The 25349-nt window shown below is 36.7% G+C and carries 30 protein-coding genes, 3 pseudogenes and 1 riboswitch; of the genes and pseudogenes, 12 read left to right on the top strand and 21 right to left on the bottom strand.

Going from position 1 to position 25349, the window contains the following annotated elements; genetic code table 11:
* Positions 1-171 precede the first annotated feature (171 nt).
* Positions 172-948: a PAS domain S-box protein gene (locus VQ00_RS06490; RefSeq protein WP_046179324.1), complete on the bottom strand. Its 777-nt coding sequence runs from the start codon at positions 946-948 to the stop codon at positions 172-174.
* A gap of 770 nt (positions 949-1718) precedes the next feature.
* A complete protein-coding gene (locus VQ00_RS19495; RefSeq protein ID WP_425388354.1) occupies positions 1719-1796 on the bottom strand; it encodes a DUF192 domain-containing protein in 78 nt (25 codons plus the stop codon).
* Between the two features lie 702 nt (positions 1797-2498).
* Between VQ00_RS19495 and VQ00_RS06480 the strand changes: the two genes are divergently transcribed.
* The gene (locus VQ00_RS06480; RefSeq protein WP_046179323.1) at positions 2499-2948 is read left to right on the top strand and encodes a hypothetical protein; all 450 of its coding nucleotides are present in this window, start codon (positions 2499-2501) and stop codon (positions 2946-2948) included.
* A 237-nt stretch (positions 2949-3185) separates the two neighbouring features.
* Here VQ00_RS06480 and VQ00_RS06475 read toward each other — a convergent pair whose 3' ends face one another.
* From VQ00_RS06475 to VQ00_RS18490, 5 genes are all read right to left on the bottom strand, one after another.
* Positions 3186-3584 (bottom strand): hypothetical protein, encoded by a 399-nt coding sequence (locus VQ00_RS06475; RefSeq protein WP_046179322.1) that lies wholly within the window; start codon positions 3582-3584, stop codon positions 3186-3188.
* An 844-nt stretch (positions 3585-4428) separates the two neighbouring features.
* Positions 4429-4593, bottom strand: a complete 165-nt coding sequence (locus VQ00_RS18040) for a DUF3954 domain-containing protein (protein ID WP_245618058.1) — start codon at positions 4591-4593, stop codon at positions 4429-4431.
* A gap of 312 nt (positions 4594-4905) precedes the next feature.
* Positions 4906-5163 carry a hypothetical protein gene (locus VQ00_RS06465; protein WP_046179320.1) on the bottom strand — a complete coding sequence of 86 codons (258 nt, stop codon included), beginning with the start codon at positions 5161-5163 and terminating at the stop codon, positions 4906-4908.
* Complete coding sequence (locus VQ00_RS06460) at positions 5142-5450, bottom strand: IDEAL domain-containing protein (RefSeq protein WP_046179319.1); 309 nt, start codon at positions 5448-5450, stop codon at positions 5142-5144. The genes VQ00_RS06465 and VQ00_RS06460 overlap by 22 nt, the downstream gene beginning before the upstream one ends.
* Positions 5451-5878: 428 nt before the next feature.
* Entirely contained in the window at positions 5879-6028 is a 150-nt protein-coding gene (locus VQ00_RS18490; protein ID WP_156153988.1) for a hypothetical protein, read from the bottom strand.
* A gap of 158 nt (positions 6029-6186) precedes the next feature.
* Between VQ00_RS18490 and VQ00_RS19100 the strand changes: the two genes are divergently transcribed.
* Positions 6187-6471, top strand: a complete 285-nt coding sequence (locus VQ00_RS19100) for a hypothetical protein (RefSeq protein ID WP_046179318.1) — start codon at positions 6187-6189, stop codon at positions 6469-6471.
* Here the strand turns inward: VQ00_RS19100 and VQ00_RS18485 are convergent.
* The 5 genes and pseudogenes from VQ00_RS18485 to VQ00_RS06440 form a co-directional block, all read right to left on the bottom strand.
* Positions 6448-6591 (bottom strand): hypothetical protein, encoded by a 144-nt coding sequence (locus VQ00_RS18485; RefSeq protein ID WP_156153987.1) that lies wholly within the window; start codon positions 6589-6591, stop codon positions 6448-6450. The genes VQ00_RS19100 and VQ00_RS18485 overlap by 24 nt on opposite strands.
* An 11-nt stretch (positions 6592-6602) precedes the next feature.
* A pseudogene (locus tag VQ00_RS18035) lies at positions 6603-6704 on the bottom strand (RusA family crossover junction endodeoxyribonuclease); the annotation flags it as partial.
* A gap of 428 nt (positions 6705-7132) precedes the next feature.
* A pseudogene (locus VQ00_RS06450) lies at positions 7133-8538 on the bottom strand (methyl-accepting chemotaxis protein); the annotation flags it as partial.
* A 226-nt stretch (positions 8539-8764) separates the two neighbouring features.
* Positions 8765-9178, bottom strand: coding sequence for a hypothetical protein (locus VQ00_RS06445; RefSeq protein ID WP_046179317.1), 414 nt, complete (start codon positions 9176-9178; stop codon positions 8765-8767).
* Positions 9175-9465, bottom strand: coding sequence for a hypothetical protein (locus tag VQ00_RS06440; protein ID WP_046179316.1), 291 nt, complete (start codon positions 9463-9465; stop codon positions 9175-9177). Before VQ00_RS06440 ends, VQ00_RS06445 begins: the two co-directional genes overlap by 4 nt.
* Positions 9466-9882: 417 nt before the next feature.
* On the opposite strand from VQ00_RS06440, the gene VQ00_RS06435 reads away from it, so the two are divergent.
* From VQ00_RS06435 to VQ00_RS06425, 5 genes are all read left to right on the top strand, one after another.
* Positions 9883-10062, top strand: a complete 180-nt coding sequence (locus tag VQ00_RS06435) for a small acid-soluble spore protein H (protein WP_046179315.1) — start codon at positions 9883-9885, stop codon at positions 10060-10062.
* Between the two features lie 507 nt (positions 10063-10569).
* Positions 10570-10740: a DUF8096 family protein gene (locus VQ00_RS18795; protein ID WP_245618064.1), complete on the top strand. Its 171-nt coding sequence runs from the start codon at positions 10570-10572 to the stop codon at positions 10738-10740.
* Between the two features lie 382 nt (positions 10741-11122).
* Complete coding sequence (locus VQ00_RS18480; protein ID WP_156153986.1) at positions 11123-11281, top strand: hypothetical protein; 159 nt, start codon at positions 11123-11125, stop codon at positions 11279-11281.
* A gap of 409 nt (positions 11282-11690) precedes the next feature.
* The gene (locus tag VQ00_RS06430) at positions 11691-12284 is read left to right on the top strand and encodes a hypothetical protein (protein ID WP_046179314.1); all 594 of its coding nucleotides are present in this window, start codon (positions 11691-11693) and stop codon (positions 12282-12284) included.
* Between the two features lie 435 nt (positions 12285-12719).
* Positions 12720-14018, top strand: a complete 1299-nt coding sequence (locus tag VQ00_RS06425; RefSeq protein ID WP_046179313.1) for an ATP-binding protein — start codon at positions 12720-12722, stop codon at positions 14016-14018.
* A 255-nt stretch (positions 14019-14273) separates the two neighbouring features.
* On the opposite strand, the gene VQ00_RS06420 is transcribed toward VQ00_RS06425, so the two are convergent.
* The 3 genes from VQ00_RS06420 to VQ00_RS06405 form a co-directional block, all read right to left on the bottom strand.
* Positions 14274-15095 carry a methyl-accepting chemotaxis protein gene (locus tag VQ00_RS06420; protein WP_046179346.1) on the bottom strand — a complete coding sequence of 274 codons (822 nt, stop codon included), beginning with the start codon at positions 15093-15095 and terminating at the stop codon, positions 14274-14276.
* 156 nt (positions 15096-15251) lie between these two features.
* Positions 15252-16193: a DUF2971 domain-containing protein gene (locus VQ00_RS06415; protein WP_046179312.1), complete on the bottom strand. Its 942-nt coding sequence runs from the start codon at positions 16191-16193 to the stop codon at positions 15252-15254.
* A 494-nt stretch (positions 16194-16687) separates the two neighbouring features.
* Positions 16688-17014, bottom strand: a complete 327-nt coding sequence (locus VQ00_RS06405; protein ID WP_046179310.1) for a hypothetical protein — start codon at positions 17012-17014, stop codon at positions 16688-16690.
* 257 nt (positions 17015-17271) lie between these two features.
* Positions 17272-17362: riboswitch (cyclic di-GMP riboswitch) on the top strand.
* A gap of 18 nt (positions 17363-17380) precedes the next feature.
* On the opposite strand from VQ00_RS06405, the gene VQ00_RS18025 reads away from it, so the two are divergent.
* Positions 17381-17521, top strand: a complete 141-nt coding sequence (locus VQ00_RS18025; protein ID WP_082091486.1) for an anti-repressor SinI family protein — start codon at positions 17381-17383, stop codon at positions 17519-17521.
* A 287-nt stretch (positions 17522-17808) separates the two neighbouring features.
* Here the strand turns inward: VQ00_RS18025 and VQ00_RS06400 are convergent, their stop codons facing one another.
* On the bottom strand, positions 17809-18189 hold the full coding sequence (locus tag VQ00_RS06400; RefSeq protein WP_052728390.1) for a DUF6173 family protein: 381 nt from the start codon (positions 18187-18189) through the stop codon (positions 17809-17811).
* 224 nt (positions 18190-18413) lie between these two features.
* Positions 18414-18602: a hypothetical protein gene (locus tag VQ00_RS06395; RefSeq protein WP_046179309.1), complete on the bottom strand. Its 189-nt coding sequence runs from the start codon at positions 18600-18602 to the stop codon at positions 18414-18416.
* Between the two features lie 265 nt (positions 18603-18867).
* On the opposite strand from VQ00_RS06395, the gene VQ00_RS06390 reads away from it, so the two are divergent.
* Entirely contained in the window at positions 18868-19818 is a 951-nt protein-coding gene (locus tag VQ00_RS06390; protein ID WP_052728389.1) for a sporulation protein, read from the top strand.
* Between the two features lie 141 nt (positions 19819-19959).
* Here the strand turns inward: VQ00_RS06390 and VQ00_RS06385 are convergent, their stop codons facing one another.
* Positions 19960-20667: a M48 family metallopeptidase gene (locus VQ00_RS06385; protein WP_046179308.1), complete on the bottom strand. Its 708-nt coding sequence runs from the start codon at positions 20665-20667 to the stop codon at positions 19960-19962.
* A gap of 98 nt (positions 20668-20765) precedes the next feature.
* Entirely contained in the window at positions 20766-21299 is a 534-nt protein-coding gene (locus VQ00_RS06380) for a YehS family protein (RefSeq protein ID WP_046179307.1), read from the bottom strand.
* A 371-nt stretch (positions 21300-21670) separates the two neighbouring features.
* Here VQ00_RS06380 and VQ00_RS06375 point away from each other — a divergent pair, with 371 nt between their 5' ends.
* Positions 21671-22024 carry an MOSC domain-containing protein gene (locus tag VQ00_RS06375; protein WP_082091485.1) on the top strand — a complete coding sequence of 118 codons (354 nt, stop codon included), beginning with the start codon at positions 21671-21673 and terminating at the stop codon, positions 22022-22024.
* A gap of 87 nt (positions 22025-22111) precedes the next feature.
* On the opposite strand, the gene VQ00_RS19340 is transcribed toward VQ00_RS06375, so the two are convergent.
* Positions 22112-22237, bottom strand: coding sequence for a hypothetical protein (locus VQ00_RS19340; RefSeq protein ID WP_281175903.1), 126 nt, complete (start codon positions 22235-22237; stop codon positions 22112-22114).
* Between the two features lie 343 nt (positions 22238-22580).
* Positions 22581-22694: pseudogene (locus VQ00_RS18475) on the bottom strand (LLM class flavin-dependent oxidoreductase); the annotation flags it as partial.
* Positions 22695-23035: 341 nt separating this feature from the next.
* Between VQ00_RS18475 and VQ00_RS06370 the strand changes: the two are divergent.
* Complete coding sequence (locus VQ00_RS06370) at positions 23036-24019, top strand: glutathione S-transferase family protein (RefSeq protein ID WP_046179306.1); 984 nt, start codon at positions 23036-23038, stop codon at positions 24017-24019.
* 29 nt (positions 24020-24048) lie between these two features.
* On the top strand, positions 24049-24570 hold the full coding sequence (locus VQ00_RS06365) for a GNAT family N-acetyltransferase (RefSeq protein WP_046179305.1): 522 nt from the start codon (positions 24049-24051) through the stop codon (positions 24568-24570).
* Positions 24571-25349: the final 779 nt, after the last annotated feature.

The following is a 25349-nucleotide window of genomic DNA, read 5'->3' as shown; positions in this document are numbered from 1 at the left end:
TCTAACAGGAATGCTGCCCCGTTAGCCATCCATGCAACACAACCACTGCACCACAAGATTATGTAAGGAAACTCGTTCTTACATGGAAGTTCAATAACCACTAAAAAAACCTCCAGTAGTGGAGGCTTTAAATATATGATCACTCATACTGATATTCCACTTTATTTTCAATCATTTACCCTTTAAAGAAGTTAAAGCCTTTTTAACCGTACTCTCGGTCCTGATATTTGACAGGTCTCTCCCAATTGCAACTACCCCTACAGCTAATTCAGGTCTTATGCCTGTAAAAATAGGGTTAATTCCAAGTAATCTCATAATCCCTTCAATTTTAAACAAAAATTCAATAACCAGTTCATCTATATTATAAATACCCGAAAAATCAATAATAATATGTTTTGTATCTTGGAATCCCTTGATTTGTGAAGGTAAATTTTCAATAAGCATTCTTGCCTTTTCCTCATCAATGTTACCTACCAATGGAATAACAGAGATTCCATCCAATAAAGGAACAATAGGTGTTGAGTATTCATTTATCTTATTCTTTAATTGTCTTTCCAATTCTTTTTTCTCACCAATGTCTCTAAAAACAGAAAGAACGGCTCTTTCTCCTTTAAATTCGAAAGGATGACAGTATAATTCTACTTCATATTGAGTTCCATTTAAGGATTGAATGGTTTCTTCGATTAGCCCGCCAGCCTTTTGTTCTTCTAAGGCACATCTAACCCTTTCTCGAATCGCTTCTTTTGATTCTTCCAAGAAGAGATCCAGGACGTTTGCTCCCCGTAGTTCCTCACTACTGTCTCCGAGCAGTCTTGCTCCTGTTTCATTTATATAAACGACTTTATAATCGGCATGTAAAACCATCGCTTCAAATGTATTGTCAACGATTAGGCGAAATAAATCATCGCTATAAAAATTAAAAATATCTTTTTTCGTATGCTCGCTCATTATGGGACACTCCCTTGCTTAATTACTTATGGAATAAAAAGAAACTTAGTGCCATCTTACCATTTAATCTGTGTAAAAAAATAGCAATAAAAAATAAAAGTCATGGATTAGGTTTTAATCGCACCCCAAATAGAGTTTTTTTACATATTTTATCATTTCTTCTTCAACTAACCAGCATGGTTAGTACTATAAGAAAATCAAAACATTCTTTTTTATTGGGAAGAGAAGGTTTTCTTTATATAAATATCATCATCTGCTTTATAAACTAAAGCGATCATCTGGGCGTAGCTTATGTCCTCTACAGGCGTTTTTCCACTTTTCATCTTGTGTCTATACTGCCTTCTTTATAAAATAGGCTACAAATGCCTTTAAGGGCTTGCTCATCATAGTCTATTCGTTTCATCATCTTTATCATAAAAATCAATCCATTTAATCGCTGTTTAAAATACGTTTAATTGTTTTTTTGGTCCTATCATAAAATTTCACTAGGAATTCTCCGTTACTTGAAGCCGTCTCCGCTAGGGAGTTTATGATACCTGCTTTTGTACGCTACCATATGTAAATAAGCGGAACAGCCAAATATGGGTTTATGGCATAGCTTAAATAAGGCACGTTTAATAAATAGGATCCGCTAATTTTTAACCAAAGAAAAAGACAACGATTCACGTTGTCCTTTCAACCTAATTTTGTAAAGATAATACAGTTATATAAAAATCTCTTACTTCCTCTTTACAAGGCTTCATATCCAGTATTTCGATAATTTTACCATCTCAATCAAGAAAAGCAATAGATAAAGGAATTAAGGTGTTTTTCATCCAAAAACCGCCATATGTTTTTTCTGGAAACATAAATAATATTCCCTCGTTGTCGGGTAGTTTTTCAACAAACATTAAGTCCTTTACGAGAAAAACCAGCAAGCTGCATTTACAAAAACCTAAATAACAGCAAACCGAGTGAAGTGATAAATCAAGTTTTAGAAAAATAAAAATGCTTTTATGTTCGTCTTAACTTTGAAAAAGCCTCCTTTTTGATCAAGGGAGGACTTTTTTATTTTGAAACAAATTGTCTCATCCAAGCATTTTAAATGATATGTACTTGAATCCGCTTCCCTCTCGGCTTCTATAATACCTGCTTTTGTATGCAACCATGTGCCCAAATGCGTCGCACCCTTTTGCATTAATATTTTTGCTTTGCTTAGCTACATTTGGAATAGTAATAAAAAGCAATACCGTAATCACCAAAAGGACGATCATCATTTCAATGAATAGGAGTGATAACCCATGTATAAGTTTTTTACACTGCAAAAAATAAAAAAAAGCCCCCCTCATTTTCTGAATAATCCTTCTTTCTTCTATTATAACGTTGCTTTCGTCCACCGATAAAGGAAATTTCGTGTAAAAACTTTGAGAATCGTGATTTTACTAGTTTAGATCAAATCGCTATCTTTTACATAGGCTCCATTAAAGAACGTTGTTGATTTTCTTGAACAGGCTGGCGGCTTGGTTGTTATACTAAAACAAGAAGGGAACCATTCGTAGAGGAGACAAAGCATGTTTGAAATCAAAACCTTTTTAGAGAAGCATTCATATGAACGTCCAAACTTAAACAGCCTTGAGTATACAAGAGCACACTATATTGGATTAGAGGAATTATCCAAGTTAAAGGACTACTTTGCTTATAGAAAGTTTACTCCTGAGTATATTCAGGTGCATGTGACCATTCAGTACAAAAATAAAGTGTTGGTTGGAATCGACGCAGTAAATGGATTAGATTTGTGGGAACAGACTTATTTAGATGCGATTGAACAATATGTAGAAATGCGCAACGCTGAAACGATGTATGGCATTGACCCTGTGATATTGAAGTTAACTGCATTAGATAACAACTTGTTACATTTTCTCATCATCGATGAGTGGAAAACAAAACATATTCACGCCGAGGCTGTGCTCCCTGAAAAAGAGTTTTTAGAAGCCCTTATAACCGAAGCAGAACATTTCTGACAAGTGCTGCTCGATTATAAGGTATTTGAAGAAAAAAAGATGCGAGAAACAACTCCAAGTGATTATCCAGCACAAATGATTAAAAAAAAGATTACCTATTATCTTTTTGTTTTCCATTTGATTGCCCGCTGTTCCAAGTTTTTAACAAACTCATCCTTACCATCACTATATCCTTTAATGTCTTAAGGTTTCAAATATCAACAATCTTCTTTAACACATCCTAAAATTAAAAACCGCTCATGAAAGAGCGGCTTCTTCTTCATATTCCTCAATCAATTGTTTGCAGTTTTCCACCTTTTCGTTCATGGATCTTTCTAAAGTGTCAGCTCGTTCCGTTTGATCTTGAGCGCGGATTTCCTCAATATAATTCTCCTGCGCTTCCCGAAACGCTTGCATCATTGATTCTAATTCGACCAACAGTCTTTCTTCTTTCGATATTTCAACTTCATACCCATTTTGCAAAGCCGAAACCAACAAAGTCATATTGTTTTCTTTATCTGCCCATGTGCGAATGTGTGCATTTTCCAGAGCTAACACTAGCCTTTTTGACGTTTTTACATCATCTGCGATTAAAAACACTTGTAACGTATCTCTTAAATGAGTATCGATTTTCTTAGATAGCTTTACTTTTTCCATCTTACTTTTCCCCCTCATTATTTTTGATGAGTCTTTTTAAATCTGTTTTATCTATAACCCGAGTTTTTCTGCTGCTTCCTTTACACCAATAACATTGTCGAGCGGATCCATTATCAATATCACCCCTAAGATATACTTATGCGTCACCACACATAAAATAATATTTAAGAATATAACCCCGGCCAAAACTGGGGATTTTTTCGGTTTATTCCTTTGTACCTTGGATCAATCCACGTTCAATAGCTATAAACAATAGACCTGTTGCATCAGATTCAGTCAATGTGCCATCATCCAGCTTTTTAACCCATTACGGATCAATGCCATTCGGATCTTTTGCTACAAGACGATTTAATACTGTACGAGTTGAATTTTTAAGGGATGCGTTCGATGGCTGGTACAATTTGATTTCCTCCTCTTTTTCAACTGGCGCCGGCGTTGCAGCTGCAGTCGTTTGTTTAAGCCGGCGTGCGATTTCCTGTTTAGATGAAGGTATTTTTTCAGCAGCTGTTTCGTTACAGTTTTTTATCGTTACAGCTTGTTTTGGAGCAAAGAAAAAAGCACCGCAGTGGGTGCTTTACATTTTAATAATTTTCAATGTATTCATGACCAGCCGTTATTTTTTGTTATTATTCATTAATGCAGTTAAAAGTATGTGTAATCGATGTTAAATCCAACTCAAGCGCTTATACTTCATATTCATCCCACTTTAAAGGCTCATTACTTCTAAGGTAGGAATAATGGGCACACAGCCAGCCAATCCTAAAATATTTCTTTGTAATTAAAAGCAGTTGATCCTCTTTCAATAATGCTGAGGTTTTCCATGTTCACACCTTCCTTTTGGTGTTCATCTCCAACGATTTACTCGACCGCCCATCGTAACGATGATGGTCTGGCCATAATCGGGCAATTCATGTGCAATGAGCCTGCCTTCTTTCACCACATACATTTTCTTTTCATTCATGAGATCGATCTCTGCTGTCATTTTTATATCTAATTTTGATTTTTCCACCCCGGACGCCCCCAGTCTGTTAAAATAGAATTGCGAGTAATATTGAAACAGGCCGGGGACTTTTTCTCGGCTTTTTTGTTTACTTTTTTCTAGACCGGGTACACTTAATATGGTTGGAATACATAAGTCTGTAATAGATTATCTCCGGGCCGAGAAAAACCTCGGCTTTTTTGTATAAATTTTTATCAAGTGGTTTATACTGGTACTGTCATTTGCAAAACCCAACTCCTACAACTCGAAACCATTTTTGCAGTCAGGCCTTTGCCTGGCTGTTTTTTTTGCAAACCCCCACCGCTTCTTCGCCATTTCTAATCATTTCGGCGTCAAATCCTGATACTTTGCTAAAATGTGTTCATCACTCAAGCCTTTCTCCATAAACCGCATGTATTGAGCTTTGCTGAGATTTCCGTTTGAATTGACTGTCCGTTTCCCGCGTGACGAGAAACGGTTCCACAGTTGTTCGTCTGCCTCTCTAACATAGGCCGGGCGCTTTGCTTCAAATTTCTTGCAATACGCTGCCATTTCCTCTGGCGTCCACTGCTGCTCAATTACTGCTCCACGATAGGCCATTTTTGTTTTCTTCCTGTCAACTCTTCAAACCATTTCTTATCTCTTGTCATAAGCGCTAGATCAATAAGTGCTGTCTTATCCTGCATATCATCCAGCAATGTGCCAAGGGATTCAAGACGATGCTCCTTAAATAGTGCCCTCGTTGGCGTTGTCCATTCCAGTTCACCGTTTTTGATTCTGGCGACTGTTATTATTTCAATTTGAATGCCGTAATAACCGATGTGACTGACATATCCAATGACTGTAACGTCCCCGATTTCGACTTTTTTCCACTCTCCGCTCTCCAAGTTTGTCTCCCCTTTTTTCAATAAGCAAAATACAAACCACATTAGGTATAAAAAGACGATAAATTTATGGATTTCCTTACAATACATACAAATTTTTAGAACTCTGTTATTGCGATTTTAGATGTTTTAGTACTAACATATCTGATAAAAATTTTTTTAAAACTCCTAAATCATTCGTTTCAACAATAGTACTGGTAATCGGCTTACAAATTTTAATATTTATAAGCCACAGAGGTCATTAAGTTGCCGGCTTGTTTAAAACTTCACTATTCAGCAAACTACGTTTCACTTCCTCAATCGTTACTACATATAATAAATTTGCCCGGATACTTTTTTGCACGTATTCAGAAATTTTCGAAGTAACTATTCTTGGTTGAGATAGTTACTTTTTTGTCCAATAATGCACCTCAAATCTCTACTGTTTAATGTCACTGCCTCCGCTCCCCCTGTTTATATTCTATTACCGTTACCCCCTGCCCGATTGCTTGTTCAAGCAATTTCCGACGGATCGAAAAATCCCATGAAGTTGTTCCGCCTCCAGACTCGACAATGACCCAATCCCCCTCTGAAAACTGCAAGGATCCCACCCCTTTAGAATAGTTTCACTGGTACTAGTATCAATATTAGTATGACATTAGTACTAACGAGGGTTTTAATGGCCTATGATTTATTCTGAACGTACTTTGAATAAAAAATGAAAACCTTGGCATGATATCGATAAAAAGGTGATATCTACATGGACTTCCCAACCATACATACAAATTTTTGGGATGCGGTTACTGCCGTCCCAATAGTTCTTATTCTCACACAGTTAATTAAAGTGTTCTTTAAGCCCTCGAAAGCATTAGTTCCAGCCATTGCGCTAATCGTCGGTTTACTTATTTCTGTCTTTATCAGCCATAGAGGGGATCTAGTTGCCGGTATGTTCATGGGATGGTTTTATGGATATTCCGCTATCGGTTCCTACGCCTCATTAAAAACGAGTATTGTATCGTATTTAAAGAAAGTTCGCCGTGAATAACTGGGACGAACTATTGAGCTTGCACTGGTCAGCAAGATCAAGATGCATTTTTGTCCGAACCTGGTTACCGTCTTTTTCATGCTTGGCTGCCTGCGCCATGTGGTATTCGTACGCTGTCATTTCAAGCTCCCTTATCCCTGTTCTAATTCTTCAATGAGCACTTCTACTCGTGGTGATTCGCTATAAAACTTTGAAACGATTAAATCCACTACCTGGCTGTCATCCTTCCAGATCACCTTGTATACTGTAAACTTTAATCACCTCTCGTATCCTCCTTCGAAGTTTTTATAGCTATTCGTTCATTTAAATTATTTTTTAAAATTTATGCATATTTTTCATACTTTAGAGTAGTTATATTATGATTCTAGTTTTTTAAACCTGTTTATATGTTTCTAGAAAGTATTAAAACTTTCATATAGAACACATTGTATCCAAATCAAAATACTCATAAAAGGGGCGATCACCTTGTTAGAAATAGCTATTATTCTATCCAATGAACTGATCCGATTAATAGACGATTACTATAAGTGCAAAAATTTGCACCATAGAGAACTAATACAAGGTGATATTCAACTTTTGAATGAAGCATTGTTGCAGTGTGAACAATCAGTGTAGAAGTATCTTGGTTGTTCTTTTTTGATTTCTTTTATTGATTTTTGCACAATGCTGCTTGATTCTGTGCAAGGCTGCTTATTTTGTCCATATAGGTAAGGATTATTTCAATAAGATTCTTCATTTCATTCAAACTGCTTTCGATATTCCCTGTAGCCTCTGCGCTATTGATTGCCAATTTTCTTACCTCATCCGCTACCACGCCAAAACCACAGCCTAGTTCACCTGCACGGGCAGATTCAATAGCGGCGTTTAGACCCAAAAGATTTGTTTGATCAGCAATTCCTTTTATAAAATTAGAAATATTTTGAGTTTCATCAGCACTGCTTTTTGCTTTAATCGCAGCATTAGTGGATTGTTCCTGAGCCGCAACGAGATCCTGTGCATCATTAGTTATGGAACTGATGCCTCTCACCACCTCTTCAATCGAATTAGAAAGCTCCTGCATTCTGGAAGTCATTGTTTCCACAATATGCTCTTTATTTCTTTCATGCGTTATATCATGTATAGTTCCGGCTACACGCAAGGGAATTCCCTTAGCATCCCGAATCGTTTCTCCACCTGCATGGAACCAGCGGTATTCACCGTTTTTTAATTGCAGGCGATAATTGAGATCAAATGGTGTCTTTCCAGTATAATCATTTAAGTGGGCAGCAAAAGCTTGAATTACACGTTCCGTATCTTCTGGATGAAGCCGATCACTCCAGCTGCTCATCACATTTGGAAAATCTGTCTCATCTTTGAATCCTAGCGTTTTTCGAAATTGCGGCGACCACCAAAATTCATTATTCGGATTTACTACATCGCCTGCTGCCACTGTCATATCCCAAGGGGCTTCAACCAAAGCCTTATTAATCAAGTCATAGCGTGTTACTAGATCTTCCAATTGCTGTTCTTTCATCTTCTTATCATGTATATCAAATAATGCACCTGCAACTTTTAGAGGGAGGCCATTCACATCCCTGATTGTCGCTCCAGTAGCATGCATCCAGCGATATTCACCATTTTTAAAACGCACACGATATTCTATATCAAATGGGTTCTTTCCCGTGTGGTCAATCAAGTGATCCCCAAAAGATTCAAGCGCCCAGTCCAGGTCGCCCGGATGTAAAATCCTCACCAGACTATCAAGGCTGTTAGGGAATTCCTTTTCATCCCGGTAACCACAAACATTCTACGGGCCGCGTCTCCCCATACAAACGAATTATCCGGATGATTAGGATCGCCTTCTACAATATCCATTTCCCATAAACCAACTTCAATAGCTTCGGTCACCAGTTCAAGACGAAGGCAGACCTTTTCTGTGTTCTTTTGCATCATCTGGAAAACCACATTCAGATTTTCCGCTATTTCTTTTGATTCGTGACTATCGCCAAAAACGTCAAACAACCCGGAAAAGTCATTTGCTTCTACCTTAAAAGGAACATTAGGTGCTGATTCAATTGAAGATGAGATGGGTTACGCTCGGGTTTGGCAAAATATTGGCGGGAAAATGAAAATTATTTCAGGCCATTGCAGTTCTGCTATGTAATAATTAAAAAGTATTTGGGACTTGTTTTGATCAATCTTTTTTTAATGATTTATCAAGGCTATTAGTATTAAATCCAAAATACTTCACTCGTTTAGTACAAATTAATTCTTTATTGAATAATTTGAGTTCAACTGTTGAGAAGATCTATTTTCAATGCCCTTCACGGATTACCGGCAAATACTCGACTACTTGAAGACCGGAAAGATCCGGCGGACGGTATGGATCTGTCACTTCGTATTTGGCCAGAAGCATTTTGACTGGCGTTTTATTTTCAATCGAATCTTTCATGAGCTCTTTCGCCTGGGCATTGCATCTTCTTTCATCATCAGAAGTCAGTTCCCTTTTTCCGTTCCCGATAAAGGCAGATGTGATTGACCGGCTGATGGCCGCGAAGTAAAACCAGTACTCTGTGGAACGTTTGTCGTGTGGCAGCCCCATCACAATATTGTCAGGAAGAATGCCAATGATTTCGCCAGCTTCTCCCCAGTATTTTTCATCGCCCCAGTGCCATCCGTTCGAATAATGCACCTGGGATTCGTTAAAAGGTGCTGCTGGCTGACTCATTGTTCCACCGCCGTTTTTTCAAGGCTGATTGTTTTTGCCGCTTCAACAATGCTTCGCTTTGCACCAATAACAATTTTGACAAGTTCGGCCAGGTTTTTGGCATTACTCACTTTCATTTCTCGTTCCAGAAGCGCTTTGCAAACAGACTCAAAGTTTTTGTGATAGCTCAGTGACTTTTGAGCAAATTCGCCGGTTCCCGCACCATCAATTTTCGTTTTATATACTTCGTTTACGTTCACATTTACGCTGTCTAATGTGAGCAGATACTTACCAACCGTAATATTCATCTGTTTTTTTCTCCTCGCTGGCAATGTGCCAAGTAATCAAGTCCAATGCCTCGTGCCGGCATGATCGGCGGACAGTGTTTATCGATGCCTGCAAAAGGAATATTGTTTCGGTCCGCTGTTTTTTGATACAAACCAGTATTTTTAAAAAAATTCTGCAGATACAAAGTAAGTTTTATGCAGCACCAAAAACTCTATAATGAGGAAGGCAATACCCAGTTGCTTATCAACCGTTTTAAAAAGTTTGTCTGGTGCTTATGCATATTATTCAGCGACAACAGGTTTCTTTCCAGATTTAAGTAATTAAGAGCATCACTATAAAAGATGTTGTATATTGCCGCTTAATATTTATTAATAAGAATAATTAAAGCTCCCTAAGTAAATGTTATTACTGTTACAAATTAAAAGGAGATCATGATCATGAATAAACAACGAGCTCAAGAAATTGCCGCTTCACCAGTGATGGTCAATGTCACTTTCAATGAAGTACCCGTCTTTATTCAACATGTGGAAGAAAGCAATGAAACGGCTAGAATTTATCCTCTTAATGAGCCGCAAAAAGAGCAAAATGTTCCTTTAGCTTCCTTAAGAGAACATTAATCATTTAGGTTTTCTCCATTAGAAAGTGAACCTGGTATTTATGGGTAGTTATTCAGATATTAAAGAAACCCCCAGTAAATAACCTTTACTGGGGGTTTCTTTTGATGCATAATCTCACTATAGATTTGTATGCATTCTCTACTCCGTCAATATCATTAATTGTTTGTTTTGGAGAAAAGAAAAAAAGCACCGCGATGGGTGCTTGTAGAGAATGAAATTAAAATTTATGTCGTACTCATAATTTTTAATTTATCTTTATTCGTATTCAATTTTTGGCTTAATGCTTCTTGAACCAGCACACTTACACTATCAATCGAGTTTGGATTTATCTTTACTTGTTCATAAATTTGACGTCCTTCAGGCATCCCATCACAGTCTAAGGTGTAATAACTCACTTTAATTTTTATAAGAACATCCCCTTTTACCTTATTTTCGACAAAAGGAGATAAATTCCTGCCTCTCTCGCCACCATTTAAGTGATATGATTATCCGGGTGAGGTGAATATGATGGAAACAGAACAGAAAATTGATTTAAGCGTGACCTACAACATTCTTGAGTATCCCGACATTAAAAGCGGCCGGTGCGATAATTGCGATAATGCCCAATTCAAGAGCTCCATCAAAAATGCTATTTTCTTACGTGAATGCCGTAATTGCGGTATGAAGAAGATTATTTAACCCTGTCAATTGACGGGGTTTTTTATTCCGTTCTTGTTATTTACATCTTTTATCCTTCATAGCATAATTGACCCACAAACAAATGTAGGAGGTATTAGAATGAACAAAAAATGATACTTAAAGTTGGTCTGTCTTTAATTTTATTATTATCGCTGACATTGCAATTTAATGCTCTCGATCTTAATGCTGCATCAACTAAGCCAGGATGGTCAACCCTTGCCATACCTTTTTGTTTATAAAAATTCAATTATAATTTTTGTCCTGTATAGTATTTATATCTCCCTTTGAATTTTCAGCTTTTTTTGTTTTTTTAGAAAATACCATAAATCTTCATGTATAATACATTTGAACTAAGATAAACTACTCAAAAGGAAGAGAGGAGATGTTCGCTCTGGAAGAAGTAACCGTCATTCTATCTATTGAGCTTGGCCGTCTAATAGATGATTATTATAAATGCGAAGATTCAAACCTTAGAGAATTTATCCAAAGTGACATTCAACTTTTGAGTGAAGCATTGGCGGAATATGAACAGCCAACATAAAAAAATGTTGGTTTTTTAAAATTTTAATTATTGAATTTTGCACATTGTTACTTATGTTTTTATTTATCAATGAAGTAACAGTAACTCTTGAAGAAGAAACTCCCGAGCCTGCAGAACCTGTTGAAGAAGAGCCTGTCGTAGAAGAAGAACCGAGAGTTATTTAAAAGTCCGTATCGCTTAATAATCATAATGAATTACAAAACCGACTATAAGTCAAAGACATAATACCCTCAATCTTTTCTGTTTTCCGAATCGGCTGTACAAAATTCATGAAACCGCGCCATTCAGCAATTCCCTCTCCTTTTTGCTCATATAAAGGGTAAAAGAAGAATATAAAAATGAAAGAAGCATTTCCAAGTAGTTGTTGAGTTCATTATATAGTGGATCATATACAGGGGGTGTTTAGAAAGTGCCAGCTGCCAAACTGCTGCGGCAAAAAAAGCCTTTCTATAAAACATGGTGGGCTCTTTTGCTGTATGCTTGTATCTGCTTCGTTCTTTTAAAAGGTGTCATAACAGAATTATGGGAACCTGATTCGGAAAAGCTCAACGCTGAATCAGCACAAATCAGAGATGACCTTGAAACTAATCTCCATACACTTGAAAACACTGGAAATAATACAGAAAATATTGTATTTAACCTAGAAAAATCTAAAATGGATGTCGATGATCTGGCAAAAGAATTAAACTCAGCCGCTGCAATGGTGAAAGAAGCAGACTCTGCAGCTTTAGAAGCTGCTGCCGATTCAGAAAAAGCCAGTGCTCAGATGATAAAAGCTATGGAAAACGCTAAGGCTGCTAATAATAAATTAGAACAAGCTGAGCGCGAGGCCGAAAAAGCAGAGGATAAAATTGAAGAGGCAGAGGAAGACCTTGAGGAATCAAATGAAAAAGTTAGTGAAGTAAGTGATGAAGTGAAAGAAACAAATACCGAGGTTAATAAAATTAATGAAGAAGCTGAGAAGGCATTAGAAGAGGAGGAAGTTGTTCAGCCATCTAAGTGAAAAGAGAAACTTCATTACGGGACTGCCCCCATAGAGTGAGACAAATAAAAAGCACCTTTAAGTTGGAAAACAGGTATTGGTTACCTCAAAACAACTTGGAGGTGTTTTTTATGGGCATAAGACGTGAATTTGCGCATGTGTTCTGTCCGCTGCTGCGCTCCGGAAATCAGCATACACTTTTCCCCTTTCATCTTTTAAAAATGCAGGAATTGGAATTCAAAATGAAACTTTACTTTAAACTTTCATTGCTGCTTTTGTCGTAATTTGACGGATGGAAAATGTAGGATTACTACTTATTTTGTAGGATAATAAAAAAAGAAATGCTGCTTGTTTAGAACCGTTAGCACGCTGCTGCATGTATTTATTATCTTATTAAGTAGTACTTTTCCATATTATACACAAATTGATAAGCGACGGTAGGAAGGGGTAAAAGAAATGATTAACGTATTTCATGATCTTCAAATCTTATTGTTAAATGTTTTTTTTATTTTCACTTTTTTCTTTGTATACCTTAAATTTATTGAAAAGAAAATTCATCAATTAACTAATAAACTATTAATTTTTCTGACCTCTGGGAGTTCAATTGTATTATGTATGACATTTTCTATTCAAATTGGGCCTGGTCAGTTAATCGATATGCGTTATGTCCCCTTTATAGTCGGTGCTTTTTATGGAGGCCGCAGAGTTGCTCTTCTTTTATTTCTTATTTTAATTACTTACCGTTTTGGTTTAGGTGGTTCTGGCTTCTATATAAATTTAGCCGGCAGTATACTGTTGCTTATTTCCCTTTGGTTTATGATTCCTTTTTTTGAAAAGACAGTTAACCTAGCGAAAAGACTGCGCTACGTTATGGAAGTTGCTTTTCTTTCAGCATTATATACAGGGGCAGCACTCAGTTTATTTTATTCAGAAATAATGAGCATAAAAAACCTTATGTCTTTTATCACGTTCATCTACATTCAAGTAATTGGGATTATATTATTTGTTAAATTTATCGAGAGAGCAAGAAATGATATGGCTCTTGCTACGGAAATAAGAAAACTTGAAAAGTTAAAATCAGTCAGTGAAGTTGCTGCAAGTATCTCTCATGAAGTAAGAAACCCACTTACGGTTACAAGAGGATTCATTCAATTACTAAGTGATGATAATCTTACAAATGAGCAAAAAAATTTTTATATCTCCACCTCACTTGAAGAGTTAGATAGGGCTGCGTCTATTATTACCGATTACCTTACCTTTGCAACACCTTCATTAGAAAACGTAGAGATGTTAGAATTGAATAAGGAACTCGATCATATTATAAAAACCGTTACCCCTCTTGCCTTGATGAATGCTGTAGGTATTGAAATCCAAAAAACAGAAGCTATATACATTGCTGGCGAACGAGAAAAACTTCATCAGTGCCTTATAAATCTCATTAAAAATAGCATTGAAGCAATGCCTGGTGGAGGGAAATTAATGATTACGTTACAGGTGCTGAACGATAAAGTAGTCATCACAGTGGCAGATACAGGGGCCGGCATGACAGATGAACAAATTGAACGTTTGGGAACACCTTACTTTTCAACAAAAGTAAATGGTACTGGACTCGGAACAATGGTGATTTTCAGTATTGTAAAAGCCATGATGGGTGAAATCAAGGTGGACAGCGAAATAGGAAAAGGCACTTGCTTTACTATCCTCTTTCCAACAGTTGCCCCCTTCCATTCTTCCACTGAGAAAACTGTTGATTAAGTGGTAACCCTTAAGAATTCTTATCACAAAATCTATGCAAAAGAAAAACCCCTTGAAGCTATACGGATCAAGGGGTTGTCCATCTTCGTATATTGACATGTATTGCTCGCGCTCCCAAGGGTGAACTTGTGTGCGGAACAGCTTTTATAGCGATTTCAAGCACTATATACTCTTTTAAACCTTTATTTATTAAGGTTTTCAAATATAAAAACATCATTAAAAACCTTTAAGCATTTATTCAAACCGGTCAAGTCTTTATAATTGATTAGCTAATTTACTTAGGCTTTTTGAAAGTTGCTCAATTTCTTCTATTAAGGAAGATATTTGTTTCATAGAAGCAGCTTGTTTATTGCCAACCCCAGCTATTTTTTCAATTGAAGTACCCATTTGGCTCGTAACATTTTGAATTTGGGATGTTATTTTACTTACTTTTTGAGTTGACTCCACTGTTTCTTTTGAAAATTTTCTAATTTCATTTGCCACGACTTCAAAACCCTTGCCTTTTTCTCCTGCACGCGCTGCTTCGATTGCTGCATTTAAACCCAATAAATTGGTCTGGTCTGCCACCTTCTTAATCATGGATAATACATGATCGGTTTCCTTTACACTCTCCCCAGCTTGATGAGATTTTCCTAAAAGTTCTTGGGAGGGCTGCGCAAGGGACGTTGAACCATTTGCGACTGTCGTCATTTGTTCGTTAGCTTGTTCCAAGGATGCAGAAATTTGCTCTGCAATAGTCCTTAACTCACTTTGTCTACGTAGTTGAACTGCCATCCCGCCAATAACCTTATTTGTTTTATCAAGAAGTGGAAGCGCTGTTCCCGTAAATTCAAATCCATAAAAATCAGCTGGAACTTCAGCTTGTAACCGCTTATTCTGGCGTATAGCAACAGAGAGAGGTTCTTCTGAATTTATTTTTTGTCCAACTTTAATATTTAGATTTATATTTCCACCTGGAAAATAAGCTATGAACTGTTCCAAATCACATATGGCAATTGAAAGATCAGCTGGAACTGCTGACTTTAAAATAGGAATCACTTTTATTAGACTGTCTAAAGAATCAATTTTATTAAACATGCAGCCATACTCCATTTCTAAATAAAACTTTTATTATTAAATACCATCCTCCTTATTATCGGCTAAAAATTTAAAAGATGAAGGGAACACTTCCCTGTAATATATCCTTCGCCACCTTTTTTCTATAAAAAGAAAAAGCATCCGTGGCGGGATGCTTTAGTACCTATAAGGTATTTTAGATTTTTTCACTTCAACTTCTGTCATGTCATTGTTATCTAAAAAGTGTTCCATACCTGCTTCAGCAATGTCTAAACTGTTTTTAGGACCGATCGTAATGCTTTGTATAAACTTCCTATTATTATAATTTTCAACAGAAAGAGGAATATAAGGAATAAAAATTCCATTCCTAATTCGGAATTTTGTGACCTTCTTTGCATAGCTTTCGTCTGTAAAATAAACAGCAAATCTAAATTCTTCTTCTTGATGAAAACTAGAATCTTTAAAAAATATAGAGTACGTTACAATATTTGCTAATGGCTTAGCTCCATATTTGTAATAAAGGGACTCATCATTTTTATCAAATGCATACAAGAAGATTTTATATAGATTTATTAATTCCTTTCTAAGTAATTTTAATTGCTTTTCCTTGTTATAAATAACAGCATAAGGAAAAATAAAAACTTTTTTTGGTTCATGGCTTTTAGCTATATTTTCACTTAATAAATGCAACAATTCTGAGTAGACAAATTCGATGTTATATCCATCATTATTTGCATAATTCGACCACAGAAGATTAGAGTCTTTATTTGTACTTAATGAGATAGTATAAATTTCTAGTGAAAAGAATTTATTTTGGATTGATCGTTTAATCCATTCTTTAAAAACTAATTCTTCAGTAATCTTATCTGCTCCCATGAATTGCTCTATCAACATCATAATCGTATCTAAGGTATATTTAAGTTCCAATTTATCATTTAAAAATTCACTTTTAGATAGCCATAATTCTTTATTCTTAATTATTCCTTCTAAGCCATAAATGCTTGTGTAATGATAAAGTGGGATCTCTTGCCCTGCCATAGGTAATTGATCAAATTCTAAAGAATCCACAAATTCATCTATATTTGCAACGCGTTTTATATCTTTAAATTTATTTTTCACTGAAATCCCTCTCGCTATTTCATTTTATAATGGGCATGCAGCTTTTCTTCATTAATTTTCATTCTTCGTTTTCTTTTTCTCGTCCTATGTGCTGGTTTAATTAACTCATTGAACGTTGGTTTTTTTGAATTCGGATACAGCTCAGCATACAACATTCCTTCAAATACTGCTCCGCACATAAGGGTAAATGACAACCGTGAACCCAGTTCGAAATTCTTTTCAGCCTCTTCGTAAAACTGGGGCTGAATATTTGAAACTCCACCCACTATTATAGACAGGTATTCAGCAGAATAAGCAGTTAATGCCGGAATACGAATTATTCAGGTGTATTTGATCGACAAGTCATATTCTCGGCAATCTTTTTGTACTTCATGCCTTTTACGTAATCTTTTTCAACCTGTTTATGCACATCAGCCATATCACCTCACCACCAGTCTCTTTTCCTTTGTGTTTGTTTTGGAGCAAAGAAAAAAGACACTCCTTTTTTGAGTGTCTTAGTCTATTGCTAGTTCATTTGTTTTTTCATAATAGTCCCTAGCAGCTTCTAACATTTCTTCATATACATCTTTACTAAACCAGTCCTCTGGAACAATCGATGCAGCAGTGTTGATCGGGAAAGTTCCAATAAACATATCACTAATGGTTAGTTGTACAATTTCCTCATCAGAAGTTACAGAACTTTTATTATTTATCCTATACTCACTAAATTTTCCAGAAAGAAATTTGTAAGCTTCGCTCGCCTTACTCATCGTTTCATAATTAAAGGAATTGTGAGTTCCTTCGCCATTAACCTCTAAAGAATATGTTGTCCCTTTCTCCATTTTCTCCACCTCCCGTCTGTCATTTCGTCTAAAAAAGTGATCCTCCCGCAATCATTGTCTTGTGCTAGTAGCTTTATTCCCTATACATAACCTTTAATAAACTTCAATAAACTTTTCATATATACGTCATCTGCATGACGTAAAACGTTCAAAAAATAGTTGAAATTCTTTATCGTTTTTTACTTTCAAAAAAGTTTTTACTAAATCCAATTTCCGACAAGATCCTTAAAAATCTTATGTTACACTATGAAAACAATAATGAAAAAAGGTAAACCGATCGAAAGATCGGGACACAAAGCTCCAGATCTAAGGTCTATATTAAAAGGCTATGATGGCTGAGCCGCTTCGGAAACGGGGGATACCTAATTGTTAGGGCAAAAAAGACTGATGGAAGAATGCTTGGATGCTGAATGGGTAGAGCTGATGAAAGTCGCTAGAAGTTTGGGATTGTCCATTGAAGAAATCAAAGAATTTTTGGCCGCAAACAAATTATCTAATCCGGCCTGATCAAAATAACTTTGAAAAACTTGCTTGTTATGCAAAGAAATTCCCCGCTTCAAAAGAGGGGTTTCTTTGCATTTAAACTTATTTCATTAACTATAAAAGACAATTTAATCAAAAATATGATCTTTTTTCGTGAATGCCAGAAATGCAGTATGAAGAAAATTATTTAGCCCCGCCAACTTACAAGATTTATTTTTTCAATCCTCATATATACGGAATCCGTACGACAAGAAATGGAGTATTTCATTTTAAGCAAATAAAAAAGCCACTCCTAATGAGTGACCTTTTTATTATTGGATGAAACCAAATGGAATTTTAGGTTCTTCAGGATTCGGTCGAGGCATTGCCATTAATAAAAAATTAAGCTGGGATACATGCTGCATCAACTGCACTTCCAGTCCACTCTCAGTAACTCCCGCAAAAATGATTAAGCTGGGATCACAGTAACCTAATGCAGTTACCTGAAAAGTAACCGACTGACCAGATGGAATAAGCCTAATCCCCACCCCTTGGCCGCCGTCTAGCTTATTGTCAAAATCTTCAGCTCTTTTTTTTAAATGCTTATAAAGTTCACTTGCCAAGTTTTGTCCCGTTGTATTCACTGGTTCAGGCACTTCATTGTAAATTTCGTTAACATCCGTTGTTTTGCATAGATCTGGCCTGATTTCCACTTTGTCATCTCCCTCATTGAATCGGATAGATCTGCCCTGAATTCCACTTTATTATCTCCTTTTTCATCAAATTATTACATTCAACGTCAAAAGGCTCCTTTCCTCCTTATACTGCTGTACATAGTAAAGCAATTAGTTCAGCAGCTACATGGTTGCGGCTTAGTAATTCTCTTGTAAATGTGTATTTTGAGCAAAGAAAAAAGCACCCCGCAGGATGCCTAAGCTTAGATTTCCGTGATATTTATAACGTTAAATGTGTCTTTTCCCATCCCTAGTTTTCTGCCCAATACTTCTTTAGCCAACGTATCTTTATCATCTTTTGGATGTGGCTCAATTTCTATTTTTTCGTATTGAACCGGACCGTCTGGCATTCCACTTTCACCTAATCGATAGTAACTTACTTCAACATCCATATAATCACGCTCCTTTTGATTTACATTTCGTCAAAAGGTTTTATTTTCCTTCCTCTTCGTCCAACTGCAGGAGTGGCAAGCACAGGCTTTTGCTTATCATTTTTATGTCCCTGCTTTTATGCTTCCAGAAGAAAATATAAAAAACGTCATTCAACGCATGAGTGAAAAGATTGAATTTTTAAAATCGACATCTTGTACTTGCAACGGCTGAGAGCTATGATAAAAGAAGTATGATAAATCTGCTAGAGGAAGGGAGAGGAAACACTTGTTTAAAAAGATACTGGCAAGTCTGGGAAAAGGCGCAGCAGTCGTCGATCTGCAGCTTCAAGGCAATGAATTTGAAATGGGGGAAACTGCAGAAGGGGAATTGATTGTAACAGGTGGAGAAATCGAACAGACGATTAACTCCATTCAAGTTGCTTTGTTTATCGAAATTCACAGGAAAAAGGGCACTGTAAGCCGCCAAATTGCTTCCGTTCATGTAAGCGATTCCTTTATCATTGGAGCAAATGAACAAAAAGTCCTTCCATTTTCATTCGAGCTTCCTAATAATCTGGCTGTGTCAAATAAACAGATCGCTTTTTATTTTGACACGCAGCTTGATATTGCAGCAGGTGTAAATAAAAAAGACGTGGATTATATTCATATTTATCCTTCGCAGTCTATAGCCAATATATTCAGCGCACTAGAAGCGCTTGGCTTTTACGAAGAAGAAAATTCCGGCCGTATGGATACGCATGGGCAGGAGTTCGCCCTTTATCCAACTACTCATTTTAAAGACGATGTCGCTGAAGTGGAAATTCGTTTTGCCGAAGAAGAGGAAGGCATTCAATTGTGGATGGAATTAGATGTGAGCCACTGGTTTGGTGAAAAAGAAGTAAATCGCGAAATATTTTTGTCTGAGGAAACAATACAAAATGAATCTCTATTGATAAAAACACTTAAAAAGCTTATTCAGGAATCGATTGAAAGTCCGGAACGATATGATCAAAAGCCTTCTTATTATTCCGCTTCGAAAAGCAGCACAACAGCTAACCGAGCATTTAAAGTGACCGTAGGCGGCCTCATTGCCTACGAATTGATGGATGAAATAGATGACCTGTATGAAGAAGAGGATGAAGAGGATGAAGAGGAATACGAAGAGGAGGATTACGAATCTGAGGATTCTTATGAATCAGATGACTCGTCTGATTTCTCCGACAGCGATGATTACTGAGTGGAATGACTACTCTTTCAAAAAAGCCAAACCTTGACCAATCAAGGTTTGGATTTTTATGGAAATTGAACTGTGAGGCAGTTAAACCTTTTCTTTGCTCATTAAGAAGCTTACATATGTAGTGCTATAATGCTGCGTATTCTAAACAGTCATTTTCCAACTTGATAATGCTAACCAGTTTTCTAGTTCCTTATAATCGGGTATTATTTTCCCAACAAGGCGCCAAAAGGATCGATCGTGATTTAAATGGACCATATGGCACATTTCGTGAACGACTACGTAGTCGATCACTTTCATTGGTGCCATTGCCAGCTTCCAATTAAATGTTAACTGCAAATTCGAATCACAGGTTCCCCAAGTACGGCTGCTGTCAGAAATACGGATAGAACGTGGCTTTATTTTAAAGTTGCTTTGATAGGACTGAATACTCTTCTCTACTAACGCTTTGCACTGCTGATAATAAAATCGTTTTAAGGCTTGTTTTATTTTTTCATCCTCAAGCTGTTTCACATATATATGTAACTTTTCCCCTTCAAGCACTGCATGGTCTTTCTTAATATTTATATCTTGGAAGATCTGTATAGGATATGCGTTTCCTAAATAAAGAAAGCTCTCACCGTGATCATAGACCTTCTCCACTGGCCCACGCATTCTTTCCTTCATTTCTTTTGATTTTTGCTGAACCCAATCCCATTTTTCCTCTAATAATTGAAGCACGCATTCAACAGGTGTCCCTTTAGGAGCCTGGACTTCAATATTTCCATAAAGATCTATATAAATGCCCATGGATTTCCGCTTCTTGTAATTTATATCAAAACTAATTGTCTCACCTGAGTATATATGTATCATTTAATCACCTGGATTATCCGTTAATGTTATTTTCGCATTTCATGTGTAAAAGATGGGTTCTAATTATAATTTCTATTAAAGAGTTAGTTGATGATCCCTTATCCCCTATATTTTACGGCTAATCCTTTTAAGAAATTCCTTGCATATCTATCGCCGCACTCTTTATAATTCTTATGGCCTTCTTTTCTTAATAAAGCACTTAATTCTCCTTTTGTTATAATGACTCCTGCTTCTTCTAAAATATCAAGCATATCCTCACTTGTTAATGCCAGTGCTATTTTCAATTTCTTTAGAATGAGATTATTCATACTTTCATTATTCTTTAAAGGCATTGCTTGTCTATCAGGCTGTCCTGGTTTTGGATCTTGTTTTCCTCTTTTAAAAATAATAAAGCCATTTAAAAACGACTCTAACATACTATTATTGCATTTTACCACGTCGTCATTTTGGGCTAAATCACCATCGTTGTCAGCTTCATTAGGGTAACTGTTTTTTGATTTTGTGAGCATCTTTAGCACTTCTTCTTTTGTTACTTCAATGCCGCCAAGTTTAAATATCTCTACCATATCTGTATTTTTTATATCCAGAGCATATCTTAATCTAATTAATATATCATCATTACTCATACTCATTGTTAACCCTCCTAAAATATTGACTATTTGCACAGCAGTCAAAGCGTATTCTCTAAAACACTCCAAATTCCAGCCCTTATCATGTTAAATATAGGAGTATCACCAAGAATAGTCCTTAAGATTGTATCTCCAACAATACAAAAACCTGCCACTTTTAAGCTAATGCCATTAAATTAATACTTTAACACTTTAAAGACATGTTTTATAGTTTTACCTGAATTAATATTTATCCCACCATCAAATGATCCTTAGTTTTTTACACTCTTAACATAAAAAATGAAAGAGAGCCTATCTAAAAAGACAGGCTCCGCTTTATAAACATTGGCGAAATTTATTCCTATTGAAATTTATTTCTTTTTATCTTCCTTGCCATGGTTCACATTATCACGACTTCCACCATTGATGCCCTCAGAAAACACATTCCTGAGAGCAGAATTGAACCAAGACGTTTCAGGCCAAATATCATTATTCATGTGCCGGATGCAGAAGGGTTTATCGAAAATGAGTGGGTGGGAAAAGTGCTGACAATTGGCGGCCGCGTCCAATTAAAGATTTTGCAGCCGACACAGCGTTGTTTGATGACGACTCTTGCGCAAGGAGACCTTCCAAAGGACCCAAATGTGTTAAAGTCGATTGTCAAAAACAATGCCGGCAGTTTCGGTGTTTACGCATCCGTTGTAAAGAACGGCGAAATTCGAACAGGAGATTCCATTCACATTCATTAAAAGTATCAAATAAAATCACAGTAAACATCCAAAAGCGCCTGCCTCTTTTGGGTGTTTTTCTTTATTGCTTTCTTCTTACGTTTCATTTCATTGCTGTTCATTCCGTTCAGCTGCAAATTCATCCAAGCCGTCCTCATCTTCGTCATCATTCGGCTCCATCTTGGAAAGGATGTTAAACAATTTGTCATAAGCAACCGAATAATGGTTCATCATCGTGTTAAAACTTTTCTGAGCTAGGTTTTCGCTAATCCATTTGCTGGGCACCCTATTTAAATAAATATGTTGACCCCTTTGTTTTTACCGTGTCTTCTAAAATTTGAGGTGTCACTGTCATAAAAGTGATTCGTTCAATGAGCCCCTGCGCAATTCGCCGCCGATCTTTCGGCAACTCCCTGAAATATTGTTAAGATTTTCAATCTCCTGCTGAATAAGTCCATCCCGCTTTTTATTTGCCAATTTTCCCATACTTTCAACCATACTCCTATGATTGCCAGAAAAAGTGGCGCCCCCATCAATCCTGCGCGGATGACCAATTCACTATTGTCCCCGCTCCCGGATCGGCAAGCTCAATTTCCTCAACTACTTCACGCAATTGTTGTGCATGGCTGATCACTTCCCCCGTTTTAACGTTTGGGGTTGTTTCTACAAACGTACTGATCCCTATCTCCATTAACAATTCCGCCTGGATTCGTGATGATTTTTGCGAAAGAAGAGCGGATTTTTTAGTTCATTCTTCATACTAATATCAATTTACTTTAATATATCCCACATTCGAAATTTATTCATTAGGAAGGAGTTTTGAAATAAAGTGGTGAATTCCTAATTTGTGGTGAGTTCTCGTATAAACTCTAGCCTGGAAACCAAGTCCAGAAAGCACAAAACAAGATTTACTGAAAATTTCGAGTACACTAGAGTTTTAAGAAATTATAATAATTTCATGATATCCTGCTTAATAGACTGAACCCGATTTATTAAAAAATTTAAAAACAAGAGAGAAAGGAAAGTTTTAATATGACTCAAAATAAATCAGCTGAAATTAACGCGGATGGATCCTTTAAACGCCAAGTGAATCGATTTACTACATCTTTTGGGAATAAGCCTGATGAACTCCCAATTGAAGCGGGGCGATATCGTCTCCTATGGTCAGCTGCTTGCCCATGGGCACATCGCTCTGTCATTGTTCGAAAAGTTCTGGGATTGGAAAATGCCATCAGTTTAGGAACTGCAAGTCCAATGCGTCCAAGACTGCCACATGTGGATTGGGAATTTTCGTTGGATACAGACGGATCAGATCCAATATTAGGCATTCAATACATGAGTGAAATTTATAATAACTCTGATCCAAACTATTCTGGTCGGCCTACTGTGCCAGCAATTGTCGATATCAAGTTACGAAAGGTCGTCAATAATGATTACTTTAAACTAACAAACTATTTGGAAATGGATTGGAAACCACATCATAAGAAAAATGCGCCGGATTTGTATCCAGAGCCTCTCCGCCAAGAAATTGATGTACTCAACAAAATCATTTTTTCTGATGTAAACAATGGCGTATACAAATGTGGGTTCGCACAATCACAGGAATCTTATGAAGCTGCCTATGAAATGCTCTTTAACAGATTGGATAAATTCGAACAACGCCTATCCAAACAGCGATTTTTATTCGGAGATACTATTACAGATTCAGATGTTAGGCTATACACGACACTTGCCCGTTTCGATGCAGCCTATTTTACAGCCTTTAATACGAATCGGAATTTAATTCGCGAATTTCAGAACTTATGGGGCTATGCACGCGATTTATATCAAACACCAGGGTTTGGGGACACAACAGATTTTGATGCGATTAAAAGACATTATCATTTATCCATTACGATTTCACCCGAAAAGGCAGAAGCAAATATTTTACCAAAAGGTCCTGACCTATCAGGCTGGAATTCGGAGCATCATCGAGATGTTTTAAGCGGGCAAGAAGAAAAGTTCCTCATTCATTAAAATTAAAAGTATCAGGAGATGATAACGAGATGAAGAAAATAGAGATTCGTGATGCAGAAAAAGAGATGTATCAGTCCATTCGTGAACAAAGAATTGACGCTTATCGGGAGTACATCGAGGTTCTTCCAGCAGATCATTGGAATGCTTTAAAAAAGGCCATTTCTTCGACTGTTGATGAACACGAAGGAGTGGAATTGATTGTTGCCATGTTCCACGAAAAAATTGTTGGAAGCGTTGCTTTATTCCCAGCCAAAACGAATGCCTATGAGGGGTATATCGGCGAACTGGACTATCCTGAAATCCGTATGCTTGCTGTAGCTTCGGATGCCCGGGGCCAGGGGGTGGCATCCGCACTGATTTCTGAATGTATAAAACGCTCGAAGGCAAAAGGATTCAACGCGATCGGACTACATACTGGGGAATTTATGAAAAATGCCATCGATTTATATGAAAGGGCTGGATTTGAACGCTTGCCCCAATTCGACTTTGAACCAGCCCATGACGGCATTATTGTAAGAGCTTATCAACTAAATTTTACAGACCAGGCGTAACTTCGGCTCGTTTCTTTATAATGGCTTATGCTCAGCACTTGAATTAAATATTAATGATTCCCAGTTGAAGTAAGAAACCAAACCTCCGCATATAAAGATTCCTTTTCAGAGTATTTTTCAGGCCGCAAAGATGGATTTGCGAAAAAATCAAAGAATTTATTAAGTATGATCAACCAGTAAATCCTCGGGAGTTGGATGGTTGGATGAAGATTTTACTGCACGACAATCATATAAATACATTTATAACGATCCCGAGTTAGAATTGTCGCTGTTCTAGCAAAGAATATTTATAATAAGTAAAAGCCGTACCCGCATAATGACTGACTGGATACGGCTTTTACTTATTGGTTACGCTTAAGCAGCTGATCTTTTATAGCTCTAGCTTTTCCCTTCACACTCTCTGTCTCTTCTTTCAAAAGTTCCATTTTTATACCCTCGGCAAAAGCTAGGACTTATATTAAGTCCCCTTCCCGTACGTTGGAATCAAATTTTTCAACTGATATTATCTCTTCAACCGATTTGTCTTCATGCCATAGCAGCTTTGCTGTTGTTGAATGACAAGAAAGTTGCTTAAGGCTTTCTGATTATTGCCTTTGAAACTAGGGCTTTTTCGTCTTCGTCTAACCGTTTTAATGTGTCGGATCAGTTGTTTTTTCCAAGATGTCGCACATATCTTTCGCTATACACCAAATTTTTTCTCCTTTAGTGATGGTTCCAACCTGGCTGACGCTATAATGAAAGACTTTTTGTAGCTAATTCGTTTTATAACTTATTTTTGA

It is taken from the genome of Domibacillus tundrae, assembly GCF_000970675.1.
GTDB classification, from domain to species: domain Bacteria; phylum Bacillota; class Bacilli; order Bacillales; family Domibacillaceae; genus Domibacillus; species Domibacillus tundrae.
This window is presented reverse-complemented; position numbering and strand designations above follow the sequence as displayed.

What these genes read in the sequence shown, in the direction of transcription:
- VQ00_RS18485 (WP_156153987.1), bottom strand. Translation starts at nt 6,591, where the DNA reads ATGACAGCGTACGAATACCACATGGCGCAGGCAGCCAAGCATGAAAAA.
- VQ00_RS06365 (WP_046179305.1), top strand. Translation starts at nt 24,049, where the DNA reads ATGAAGAAAATAGAGATTCGTGATGCAGAAAAAGAGATGTATCAGTCC.
- VQ00_RS06465 (WP_046179320.1), bottom strand. Translation starts at nt 5,163, where the DNA reads ATGGCCTATCGTGGAGCAGTAATTGAGCAGCAGTGGACGCCAGAGGAA.
- VQ00_RS06370 (WP_046179306.1), top strand. Translation starts at nt 23,036, where the DNA reads ATGACTCAAAATAAATCAGCTGAAATTAACGCGGATGGATCCTTTAAA.
- VQ00_RS18480 (WP_156153986.1), top strand. Translation starts at nt 11,123, where the DNA reads ATGTTCGCTCTGGAAGAAGTAACCGTCATTCTATCTATTGAGCTTGGC.
- VQ00_RS06475 (WP_046179322.1), bottom strand. Translation starts at nt 3,584, where the DNA reads ATGGAAAAAGTAAAGCTATCTAAGAAAATCGATACTCATTTAAGAGAT.
- VQ00_RS06490 (WP_046179324.1), bottom strand. Translation starts at nt 948, where the DNA reads ATGAGCGAGCATACGAAAAAAGATATTTTTAATTTTTATAGCGATGAT.
- VQ00_RS06375 (WP_082091485.1), top strand. Translation starts at nt 21,671, where the DNA reads ATGGTTCACATTATCACGACTTCCACCATTGATGCCCTCAGAAAACAC.
- VQ00_RS06385 (WP_046179308.1), bottom strand. Translation starts at nt 20,667, where the DNA reads ATGATACATATATACTCAGGTGAGACAATTAGTTTTGATATAAATTAC.
- VQ00_RS06480 (WP_046179323.1), top strand. Translation starts at nt 2,499, where the DNA reads ATGTTTGAAATCAAAACCTTTTTAGAGAAGCATTCATATGAACGTCCA.
- VQ00_RS06405 (WP_046179310.1), bottom strand. Translation starts at nt 17,014, where the DNA reads ATGGAGAAAGGGACAACATATTCTTTAGAGGTTAATGGCGAAGGAACT.
- VQ00_RS06440 (WP_046179316.1), bottom strand. Translation starts at nt 9,465, where the DNA reads ATGAATATTACGGTTGGTAAGTATCTGCTCACATTAGACAGCGTAAAT.
- VQ00_RS18795 (WP_245618064.1), top strand. Translation starts at nt 10,570, where the DNA reads ATGGAAACAGAACAGAAAATTGATTTAAGCGTGACCTACAACATTCTT.
- VQ00_RS06395 (WP_046179309.1), bottom strand. Translation starts at nt 18,602, where the DNA reads ATGGATGTTGAAGTAAGTTACTATCGATTAGGTGAAAGTGGAATGCCA.
- VQ00_RS06380 (WP_046179307.1), bottom strand. Translation starts at nt 21,299, where the DNA reads ATGAGTATGAGTAATGATGATATATTAATTAGATTAAGATATGCTCTG.
- VQ00_RS19340 (WP_281175903.1), bottom strand. Translation starts at nt 22,237, where the DNA reads ATGATGAACCATTATTCGGTTGCTTATGACAAATTGTTTAACATCCTT.
- VQ00_RS06425 (WP_046179313.1), top strand. Translation starts at nt 12,720, where the DNA reads ATGATTAACGTATTTCATGATCTTCAAATCTTATTGTTAAATGTTTTT.
- VQ00_RS19495 (WP_425388354.1), bottom strand. Translation starts at nt 1,796, where the DNA reads ATGTTTCCAGAAAAAACATATGGCGGTTTTTGGATGAAAAACACCTTA.
- VQ00_RS06435 (WP_046179315.1), top strand. Translation starts at nt 9,883, where the DNA reads ATGAATAAACAACGAGCTCAAGAAATTGCCGCTTCACCAGTGATGGTC.
- VQ00_RS19100 (WP_046179318.1), top strand. Translation starts at nt 6,187, where the DNA reads ATGGACTTCCCAACCATACATACAAATTTTTGGGATGCGGTTACTGCC.
- VQ00_RS06420 (WP_046179346.1), bottom strand. Translation starts at nt 15,095, where the DNA reads ATGTTTAATAAAATTGATTCTTTAGACAGTCTAATAAAAGTGATTCCT.
- VQ00_RS06445 (WP_046179317.1), bottom strand. Translation starts at nt 9,178, where the DNA reads ATGAGTCAGCCAGCAGCACCTTTTAACGAATCCCAGGTGCATTATTCG.